This is a genomic window from Streptomyces sp. NPDC002467 (assembly GCF_042889825.1).
Taxonomy (GTDB): domain Bacteria; phylum Actinomycetota; class Actinomycetes; order Streptomycetales; family Streptomycetaceae; genus Streptomyces.
In genome coordinates, this window is sequence record NZ_JBIARJ010000038.1 from 25,808 (window position 1) to 34,588 (window position 8,781).

Consider the following 8,781-nt stretch of genomic DNA (forward strand, 5'->3'; position numbering starts at 1 on the left):
CGCCGGTTTGAGGCGCCGCTGCCGGGGCGTCAGCCGGCCGCAGGGATCACCAGCCGTCCAGGGGTGGGGAGATGTCGCTCGGTGGGACGGCCCACGGGCGCGTCATGGCGGCCCAGATCGTGAAGGCGGCCACCGCCGCCAAGAGGACGGCCCAGCCGAGGCGCCGCAGGGTCCGCCGGCGGCGCAGGATGCGGCCCCCTCGGGCGGCCGCGCCCGCGGCGAGGCCGGGCGGGACCACCGGGTACGGGCCCTCCAACAGGCGCCGTACCCGGGCTTCCTTGCGTTCGGGGCGGCCGCTCACCGCAGCTCCGCCACGGCCCTGGCGTACAGCGAGCGGACCCGTTCCGGAGTCAGCCCCAGCTGCGCGGCGGTGACCTCCTCCGCGACCCCTTCGTACATCCGCAGCACCAGTACGAGCCGCTCCAGCGGGCTCAGTCCGGCCAGCAGCCCGGCGCCCCGGTAGTGGCGGCCGGTGCGGGCGAACGCGGTGCACAGTTCCCGTCGGGTGAAGTCGTACGGGTCGTCACCCCGTAGGCGCCGCCAGTCGGCGTACGTGCGGGCCAGCGCGCCCGCCAGCAGTCGGCGGGCCGCCTCCGGTTCACCGGTGAGCAGGATCGCGACGTGCAGGAGCCGCCCCGCCGCGCCCGCGACGAAGGCCTCGAACTCCACGTAGGGGCCCAAGCGTTGCTCCACCGCCCGCATGGTTCACATAGTGCGGGCAGCGGGACCGTCCGGGTCAAGGGGTCTGACGCACCCCGGTCGCGAGCTTGTTCGGGAGGCCGCTCGGGGAGCCGTTCGGGACGCTGTTCAGGAGGCCGGGCCGGCGTCGGCCACGGCGGCCATCAGCTCGGACAGCGACAGGTTGAAGCGCGTCAGCAGCGTCGTGAACGACTCGCGCTCCCCCTCGCTCCAGCCCTCCGTGACCCGAGCCATCAGCTCGCGCCGCGAGGAACGGACCTCCTCCAGCCGCGTCAGCCCCCGCGGGGACAGCGCGAGGACCACGGCCCGTCCGTCCTCCGGGTGCGAAGTCCGCTTGACCAGGCCGCTGTCGACGAGCGGCGCGACCTGCCGGGTGACCGTGGAGGAGTCGATGCCCATGCCCCCGGCGAGCGCCTTGACGCCCATCGGGCCTTCCAGGTCGAGCCGGTTCAGCAGCAGGTACGCGGCCCGGTCCATGGAGTTGCGGGCCTGGCCGACGCCGCCCAGGCGGGTCTGCTCGGCGCGGCGCGCGAAGACGGCGACCTGGTGCTGGAGCGCGTCGAGGAGACCCGCTCCGGCGGGCGCGTCCGGCGCCTCGGGCAGGTCGGAATTGGCCGGGTAGGAAGGCATGGCCGTGGGCTCTCTTCGCGTGGGTCCGACAAGGATGGGGGACAGAGTACGCGGCCGTGCGGCGGCTCGTACGCCCCGTACGAGAACTGATACGGCCGGTCTCCGACGACTGCCCGGAGGCGTCCCGGATGGCGAGATTTCGCCCCTTGTCGGGAGGGGCGCGCGCAGCCTGCGCCGGGCGGCCCCCGGACTGGGAGACTGGCGGCATGAACTACCGAGTGCCCCTTCCCGTTCCGCCGGTCATCCTCGACGACGTCCGCGGAGCCCAGAAGATGCTGTCCGGCGTCTCCCGGGTCACCCCGATGGAGGGCAGCCGGTACCTCTCCTCCCTCACGCACTCCCCGGTCCACCTCAAGTGCGAGAACCTCCAGCGCACCGGCTCCTTCAAGCTGCGCGGCGCGTACGTGCGCATCGCGGGCCTGCGCCCCGAGCAGCGGGCGGCGGGTGTCGTGGCGGCCAGCGCGGGCAACCACGCGCAGGGCGTGGCGCTGGCCTCCTCCCTGCTCGGGGTGCGCTCGACGGTGTTCATGCCGGTCGGGGCGCCGCTGCCCAAGGTGGCCGCGACGCAGGAGTACGGCGCGGAGGTGCGCCTGCACGGGCAGGTCGTCGACGAGACCCTCGCGGCCGCCCAGGACCACGCGGACCGCACGGGGGCGGTGTTCATCCACCCCTTCGACCACCGCGACGTCATCGCGGGCCAGGGCACGGTGGGCCTGGAGGTCCTGGAGCAGTGTCCGGAGGTGCGGACCATCCTCGTGGGCATCGGGGGCGGCGGTCTGGCGGCCGGTGTCGCGGTGGCGGTGAAGGCGCTGCGGCCCGATGTGAAGGTCATCGGCGTGCAGGCGGCGGGGGCCGCCGCGTACCCGCCCTCGCTGCTGGTGGGGCACCCGGTGTCCATCGACAACCCGACGACGATGGCGGACGGTATCAAGGTCGGCCGCCCGGGCGACGTCCCTTTCAAAATCATCGGCGAACTCCTCGACGACGTGCGTACGGTCTCGGAGGACGCGCTTTCCAGTGCGCTGCTGCTCTGCCTGGAGCGGGCGAAGCTGGTGGTCGAGCCGGCCGGGTGCAGTCCGGTGGCCGCGTTGCTGAGCGAACCCGAACGGTACGACGACGGGCCGGTGGTGGCCGTCCTGTCCGGCGGGAACGTCGATCCGTTGCTGCTCCAGCGGATCCTGCGGCACGGCATGGCCGCGGCGGGCCGGTACCTGTCGCTGCGGCTGCGGGTGGCCGACCGGCCGGGAGCCCTGGCCGGGCTCCTGGGGGTGTTGTCGGTGGTGGACGCGAACGTGTTGGACGTGAGCCACGTGCGGACGGACCCGCGGCTGGGCCTCACCGAGGTGGAGGTGGAGCTGCAGCTGGAGACGAAGGGCCCGGAGCACTGCACGGAGGTCGCGCGCTCGCTGCACAGCGCCGGTTACACGGTGATGGGCTGACCACTGGTAGTACGCGATATGACGCGATACCGTGCGCTCGGGTGAACGGGGGATCCCCCATTCGGCCGGGCGATGGCTGCCCGGCGCCCATATGATCTGCGTAGGAAACCGCTGATTGCACCGATTGCACTGATTCTGCTCACCCGAATTGCACTGGGAGAATCCGTATGCCAGGCGCCATCTACGCCGAAGGCCTCATCAAGACCTTCGGTGATGTACGGGCTCTGGACGGCGTGGACCTCGACGTCCCCGAAGGCACCGTCCTGGGTCTGCTCGGCCCGAACGGCGCGGGCAAGACCACGACCGTACGCGTCCTGACCACCCTCCTCCGGCCCGACAGCGGCAAGGCCCTCGTCGCCGGGATCGACGTACTCAAACACCCCAACGAGGTCCGGCGGGCCATCGGCCTCTCCGGCCAGTTCGCCGCCGTCGACGAATACCTCACCGGCCGCGAGAACCTCCAAATGGTCGGCCAGCTCTACCAGATGAGGGCCAAGGCCGCGAAGGCCCGGGCCGAGGAACTGCTCGAACGCTTCCAGCTCTCCGACGCCGCGGACCGCCCCGCCAAGACCTACTCCGGCGGCATGCGCAGGCGGCTCGACCTCGCCGCCGCCCTCGTCGTCAGCCCGCCCGTGATGTTCATGGACGAGCCGACCACCGGCCTCGACCCCCGCAACCGGCAGCTGCTGTGGGCGATCATCAAGGAACTGGTCGCGGGCGGCACCACGCTGCTCCTCACCACCCAGTACCTGGAGGAGGCCGACCACCTCGCGCACGACATCTGCGTGGTCGACCACGGCAAGGTCATCGCCCGCGGTACGTCCGACCAGCTCAAGGCCCGTACCGGCGGCGAGCGCGTGGAGGTCGTCGTGCACGAACGCGACCACATCCCCACCGCCCGCGAGGTCCTCGCCGCCTTCGGCAAGGGCGAGACCACGGTCGAGGACCACACCCGCAAGCTGACCGTGCCCGTCTCCGGCGGCGCCAAGCTGCTCGCCGAGGTCATCCGCGAACTCGACGGACGGGGCATCGAGATCGACGACATCGGCCTGCGCCGCCCCACCCTCGACGACGTCTTCATATCCCTGACCGGCCACGCCGCCGAACGCGAGGCGGACGAACACGGCGACGACGGGGAGAGCGGCGGGACCCCCGACGCCGGCGCCAAGGGCCGCAAGGCGACCGCGCGGAAGGAGATGGCGAAGTGACCCTCACCTCCCGCACACCGGAGCTGTCCGCCCCGCGCCCGCGCGGCGGAGTCGTCCAGAGCGCGGCCGACTCCCTGGTCATCGCCAAGCGGAACCTGATCCGCATGTCCCGGATCCCCGAGATGATCATCTTCGGGCTGATCCAGCCGGTCATGTTCGTCGTGCTCTTCAGCTACGTCTTCGGCGGCTCGATCAGCGTCGGCGGCAGCACCTCGCCCCAGGCCTACCGCGAGTTCCTGATGGCGGGCATCTTCGCCCAGACCGTCACCTTCGCCACCGCCGGCGCGGGCGCGGGCATCGCGGACGACATGCACAAGGGCCTCATCGACCGCTTCCGCTCCCTGCCCATGGCGCGCGGCGCGGTCCTGACCGGGCGCACGCTCGCCGACCTCGTCCAGACCACGGTCACCCTGGTCGTCCTGGCCGTCGTCGCGCTGCTCGTCGGCTGGCGCACCCACACCAGCTTCGGAGAGGTCCTCGCCGGCTTCGCCCTGCTGCTCCTGCTCGGCTACGCCTTCTCCTGGATCGGCGCCCTCATCGGCCTGTCGGTGCGCACCCCGGAGGCGGCCACCTCGGGCGGGCTGATCTGGCTCTTCCCGCTGACGTTCATCTCGAACGCCTTCGTACCGTCCGAGAACATGCCGTCCTTCCTCCAGACCATCGCGGAGTGGAACCCCTTCAGCGCCACGGTCCAGGCGGCCCGCGTGCTCTTCGGCAACCTCCCGGAGGGCTACCCGGTCCCGGACGCCTGGCCCATGCAGCACCCGGTGATCGCATCGATCCTCTGGTCGGTGCTGATCATCGCGGCCTTCCGCACGCTGGCGGTCCGCAAGTACCGCTCGGCGACGGCGTAGGCCCGTACGCGTACCCGTACCGCACGCACGAACGCCGATGCCCGGCCGGAACAGTCAGCTGTCCGGCCGGGCATCGGCGCAAGAGGTGGGGTGATCAGCCGGTGAAGGGCTTGACGTCGAGGATCTTGACCGAGGCCTTCTTGCCGTTCGGCAGCTCGTACTCGGCGTCCTCGCCGACCGCCTTGCCCATGACACCGCTGCCCAGCGGGGACTGCGGGGAGTAGGTCTCGAAGTCGCCGGACGCGTACTCGCGCGACGCCAGCAGGAACTCCATCGTGTCGTCCTCGTCGCCGTCGAAGGCGATCTTCACGACCGTGCCGGGGGCCACCACGCCGTCGGACGCCGGGGCCGTCCCGACCTTGGCGTTCTCCAGGAGCTGCGTGAGCTGGCGGACGCGCAGTTCCTGCTTGCCCTGCTCCTCCTTGGCCGCGTGGTAACCGCCGTTCTCGCGCAGGTCGCCCTCCTCGCGGGCGGCTGCGATCTTCGTGGCGATCTCCGTGCGTGCGGGACCAGAGAGGTAGTCCAGCTCCGCCTTCAGCTGGTCGTACGCCGCCTGGGTCAGCCAGGTGACGCTCTCGCTCGTCTGGGTCACGGGTGCTCCTCGTCGGTACAGGGGAATACATGGCCGCCGGTGGCGGGCGAAACCACGAGCCTAACAATTCGGGAAGAAAAGGGGGAGGACCCGAGCGCGTGCGTGATGTCCGGGAAGGGCCCGGCCCGGCCGTGCTCGCCCCGGGAGCGGCTCGGCGGCTCCTGCCCTTCCAGGATGACCCACCCGGGCGTGGCGGACGAGGCCGAGTGACGAACCCGACGCCCGTGGGCGACCGGCGGACCCGTCAGCTGCCGGCGGCGGGCTGGCAGCCGACCAGCTCGATCATCGCCGCGCGCCCGGTGGTCTTCAGCGACACGACCTCGTCGACCCGCGTCGAGGACTGCGCGAAGGTGAAGTCGGCGCGGCCCACCTCGCCGTGCTGCTTGTCCTGCGAGGTCAGCGTGCACACCCCGGTCTGCGAGGCGTCCTTGCGCACCTCCAGGTGCACCTTCACCTCGGTGTCGGAGACGATCTGGAACTTAATCACCTCGGCGCTGACGCTCTGCCCGGCCATGTAGTCCCAGCCGATCCAGCCGATCACGCCCAGCAGCACGACACCCAGGGCCGACCCGACGATCTTGAGCTTCCGGTCCGCACGCTCGTCCGCCGACCGGCCGTACCGGCCCTCGGGCAGCCCCTCGCGCACCGCGCTCATGATCGTTTCCTCTCCACGGGGCCGGGGCTCCTTGTCCTCGACCCTTGAGCCTGGCGGCTGGAGCATGTCGCGGCTTTCGCGCCGGCAAGGAATCAGGCTAGTGCCCCGCGTGCTCGGTCGCTTGTTCGGGTGTGGTGTCGGAGTTCTCGGGACCAGCCAGGTCCAGGACCTCAGGTCGGCGTCGTGACGGTGTCGGCACAGGAGAGAGAGGCCGGGTACGCCCGGTATACCTTCCGGCTGCGCGTGTCGTCTTCCGGGAATGCGGCTCTGTCGGGTGAGTGGGACCGGTGCCGATGGGTGTGGAACCAGTGCGTCGCAGAATCGGGCGTGGCAAGGCGTTGAAGGATGTCAAGGCTCGGTTACCGGTGCGGAGGCGGGCGGGGATGCCCGGATTCAAGAGGAAGGGTCTTGCCGACCCCACGCTGAACTACACCAAGCGTGGATTCCGGTTGAAGGGCGGCCGTCTGCATCTGGCAGGTGGCATATCGCTGAGGGTGGTGTGGTCGCGGGATCTTCCCGCCATCCCGTCCAGCGTGCGCATCTACCGAGACCCTCTCGGCCACTGGTACGCGTCCTTCGTCGTCCGGACAGAGACACGGTCGCTGCCGGGCACGGGTGCGGTGATCGGTGTCGACTGGGGCGTGCGTGAGACCGCCACCACCACCAGTGACGAGCATGACCTTCCACACCCCGAGTACGGGAGGAATGCTGCGGGGAAGCCGGCCCGGTACCAGCGGATGATGGCGCGGCGGAAGCCGAAGCGTGGGCAAGTCGCCTCGACGGGTTACCGGAGGGCGAAGCGGCAGGCCGCGAAGGTGCACAGGAAGATCGCCCGCCAACGAACGGACACAGCCCGCAAGTGGGCCAAGCGGGTCGTCGCGGACTTTGACCGGCTCGCCGTGGAGGACTTCCGCCCGAAGTTTCTCGCCAAGTCGACGATGGCGCGTGAGGCTGCCGACGCGGCGATCTCGGCCACGAAGCACGAGCTGATCAACATGGCGCGCAAGCACGGCCGCGAACTGCGGCTCGTGAACCCGGCGCACACCACCATGGACCGCGGACAGTGCGGAGCGAGAACCAAGCACGCACTGCCGCTGTCGGAACGTACCTACACGTGCACCGCGTGCGGAGCCGTCTCCCCCAGGGACAAGAACTCCGCGCGCGTGATGCTCGTCCGGGCTGGTCTCAACCCGGCTGATGCCGATCGTGCGAGCCCTGACTGGCCGCCGGCCCGTCAGGCTGCGTGAGTCAGGAATCCCCCGCGTCATTCGATTGCTGAGGGAGGAGTCAATATAGAAGCCGACCGTCGCGCCCGAATCACAGAGGATCCTGTCTTGACCGAGCAGCTTCGACTGATGGCCGTCCACGCCCACCCCGACGACGAGTCGAGCAAGGGCGCGGCCACCATGGCCAAGTACGTGTCCGAGGGCATCCCCGTGATGGTCGTCACCTGCACCGGTGGCGAGCGCGGATCCGTCCTGAACCCCAAGCTCCAGGGCGACAAGTACATCGAGGAGAACATTCACGAAGTACGCGCCAAGGAGATGGACGAGGCGCGCGAGATCCTCGGCATCGAGCAGGAATGGCTGGGATACGTGGACTCCGGCCTCCCCGAGGGCGACCCGCTGCCGCCGCTGCCCGAGGGCTGCTTCGCGCTGGAGGACGTCGACCAGGCCGCCGGCCGCCTCGTCAAGAAGATCCGCGCGTTCAAGCCGCAGGTCGTCACGACGTACGACGAGAACGGCGGCTACCCGCACCCCGACCACATCATGACCCACAAGATCTCCATGGTGGCCTTCGAGGGCGCGGCCGACACCGAGAAGTACCCGGAGGCCGAGTTCGGCCCGGCGTACCAGCCGCAGAAGCTCTACTACAACCAGGGCTTCAACAAGCCCCGCACCGTCGCCCTGCACGAGGCGCTCCTCGCCCGCGGCATGGAGTCCCCCTACGGCGAGTGGCTGGAGCGCTGGAAGGAGTTCGAGCGCAAGGAGCGGACCCTGACCACGCACGTCCCCTGCGCCGACTTCTTCGAGATCCGCGACAAGGCGCTCATCGCGCACGCCACGCAGATCGACCCGGACGGCGGCTGGTTCCGCGTCCCGATGGACATCCAGAAGGAGGTCTGGCCGACGGAGGAGTACGAGCTGGCGAAGTCGCTCGTGGACACTTCCCTCCCCGAGTCCGACCTCTTCGCCGGCATCCGGGAGAATGCTTAGCCATGAGCGCTACGCAGGCAGCAATCACCCAGTTCCTTCCGCTGGCGGCCGACACCTTCGACAAGAACAAGGTGACCCCCGGAGTCCTGGGGTTCATCGTGTTCGCGGTCCTCGCCCTCGGGACGTGGGGTCTGATGAAGTCGATGAACCGGCACATGGGCCGGGTGAACTTCGAAGAGACCCCGGAAGCGGGTCCCGCGTCCACGGAAGGCCCCCGGACCCAGTAGGGACCCTGGCCGTACCCCCCGTGCCGTCGGGGTGTGCGGCGGGGTGCCCCGCAGGGCGTCGAACGCGGCTGCCCGGCGGGGCCGCCGTGTGCCACTCCCGTGCCGTCGGGGTCAGGTGGGGTGCCCCCGGCGTCGAACGCCGGTGCTCGGCGCCCGTACCGCCGCGCCGTCGGGGTCGGGTGTGCGGTGGGGCGCCCCCGCAGGGCGTCGAACGAAACCCGTTCCGCTTGCCGGTGCCGCATCGGGTTCGACGCCCGAGGA

General features: G+C 70.4%; 10 protein-coding genes and 1 pseudogene. 6 read left to right on the forward strand and 5 right to left on the reverse strand.

Annotated features, from left to right (window positions below; all coding sequences use genetic code 11):
* Positions 1-46 precede the first annotated feature (46 nt).
* From ACFYYJ_RS40840 to ACFYYJ_RS40850, 3 genes are all read right to left on the reverse strand, one after another.
* Positions 47-301: a hypothetical protein gene (locus ACFYYJ_RS40840; RefSeq protein ID WP_385364208.1), complete on the reverse strand. Its 255-nt coding sequence runs from the start codon at positions 299-301 to the stop codon at positions 47-49.
* On the reverse strand, positions 298-702 hold the full coding sequence (locus ACFYYJ_RS40845) for a sigma factor-like helix-turn-helix DNA-binding protein (RefSeq protein ID WP_389139970.1): 405 nt from the start codon (positions 700-702) through the stop codon (positions 298-300). Before ACFYYJ_RS40845 ends, ACFYYJ_RS40840 begins: the two co-directional genes overlap by 4 nt.
* Before the next feature lie 105 nt (positions 703-807).
* Entirely contained in the window at positions 808-1,329 is a 522-nt protein-coding gene (locus ACFYYJ_RS40850) for a MarR family winged helix-turn-helix transcriptional regulator (protein ID WP_385130933.1), read from the reverse strand.
* A 206-nt stretch (positions 1,330-1,535) separates the two neighbouring features.
* On the opposite strand from ACFYYJ_RS40850, the gene ilvA reads away from it, so the two are divergent.
* The 3 genes from ilvA (at position 1,536) to ACFYYJ_RS40865 (ending at position 4,830) form a co-directional block, all read left to right on the forward strand.
* Positions 1,536-2,768 carry a threonine ammonia-lyase gene (ilvA, locus tag ACFYYJ_RS40855; protein WP_385130937.1) on the forward strand — a complete coding sequence of 411 codons (1,233 nt, stop codon included), beginning with the start codon at positions 1,536-1,538 and terminating at the stop codon, positions 2,766-2,768.
* A 167-nt stretch (positions 2,769-2,935) separates the two neighbouring features.
* On the forward strand, positions 2,936-3,976 hold the full coding sequence (locus tag ACFYYJ_RS40860) for an ATP-binding cassette domain-containing protein (RefSeq protein ID WP_385130938.1): 1,041 nt from the start codon (positions 2,936-2,938) through the stop codon (positions 3,974-3,976).
* Entirely contained in the window at positions 3,973-4,830 is an 858-nt protein-coding gene (locus tag ACFYYJ_RS40865; RefSeq protein ID WP_385364211.1) for an ABC transporter permease, read from the forward strand. Before ACFYYJ_RS40860 ends, ACFYYJ_RS40865 begins: the two co-directional genes overlap by 4 nt.
* 94 nt (positions 4,831-4,924) lie before the next feature.
* Here the strand turns inward: ACFYYJ_RS40865 and greA are convergent, their stop codons facing one another.
* Both greA and ACFYYJ_RS40875 read right to left on the reverse strand, forming a co-directional pair.
* Positions 4,925-5,422: a transcription elongation factor GreA gene (greA, locus tag ACFYYJ_RS40870; protein ID WP_384591714.1), complete on the reverse strand. Its 498-nt coding sequence runs from the start codon at positions 5,420-5,422 to the stop codon at positions 4,925-4,927.
* A gap of 244 nt (positions 5,423-5,666) precedes the next feature.
* Positions 5,667-6,077, reverse strand: a complete 411-nt coding sequence (locus ACFYYJ_RS40875; RefSeq protein WP_385130944.1) for a DUF4307 domain-containing protein — start codon at positions 6,075-6,077, stop codon at positions 5,667-5,669.
* Between the two features lie 183 nt (positions 6,078-6,260).
* Here ACFYYJ_RS40875 and ACFYYJ_RS40880 point away from each other — a divergent pair.
* From ACFYYJ_RS40880 to ACFYYJ_RS40890, 3 genes and pseudogenes are all read left to right on the forward strand, one after another.
* A pseudogene (locus tag ACFYYJ_RS40880) lies at positions 6,261-7,324 on the forward strand (RNA-guided endonuclease InsQ/TnpB family protein).
* An 87-nt stretch (positions 7,325-7,411) separates the two neighbouring features.
* Complete coding sequence (mca, locus tag ACFYYJ_RS40885; protein WP_384591720.1) at positions 7,412-8,293, forward strand: mycothiol conjugate amidase Mca; 882 nt, start codon at positions 7,412-7,414, stop codon at positions 8,291-8,293.
* Between the two features lie 2 nt (positions 8,294-8,295).
* The gene (locus ACFYYJ_RS40890; protein ID WP_389139979.1) at positions 8,296-8,520 is read left to right on the forward strand and encodes a hypothetical protein; all 225 of its coding nucleotides are present in this window, start codon (positions 8,296-8,298) and stop codon (positions 8,518-8,520) included.
* Positions 8,521-8,781: the final 261 nt, after the last annotated feature.

What these genes read in the sequence shown, in the direction of transcription:
- ACFYYJ_RS40845 (WP_389139970.1), bottom strand. Translation starts at nt 702, where the DNA reads ATGCGGGCGGTGGAGCAACGCTTGGGCCCCTACGTGGAGTTCGAGGCC.
- ACFYYJ_RS40850 (WP_385130933.1), bottom strand. Translation starts at nt 1,329, where the DNA reads ATGCCTTCCTACCCGGCCAATTCCGACCTGCCCGAGGCGCCGGACGCG.
- ilvA (WP_385130937.1), top strand. Translation starts at nt 1,536, where the DNA reads ATGAACTACCGAGTGCCCCTTCCCGTTCCGCCGGTCATCCTCGACGAC.
- ACFYYJ_RS40860 (WP_385130938.1), top strand. Translation starts at nt 2,936, where the DNA reads ATGCCAGGCGCCATCTACGCCGAAGGCCTCATCAAGACCTTCGGTGAT.
- ACFYYJ_RS40875 (WP_385130944.1), bottom strand. Translation starts at nt 6,077, where the DNA reads ATGAGCGCGGTGCGCGAGGGGCTGCCCGAGGGCCGGTACGGCCGGTCG.
- ACFYYJ_RS40890 (WP_389139979.1), top strand. Translation starts at nt 8,296, where the DNA reads ATGAGCGCTACGCAGGCAGCAATCACCCAGTTCCTTCCGCTGGCGGCC.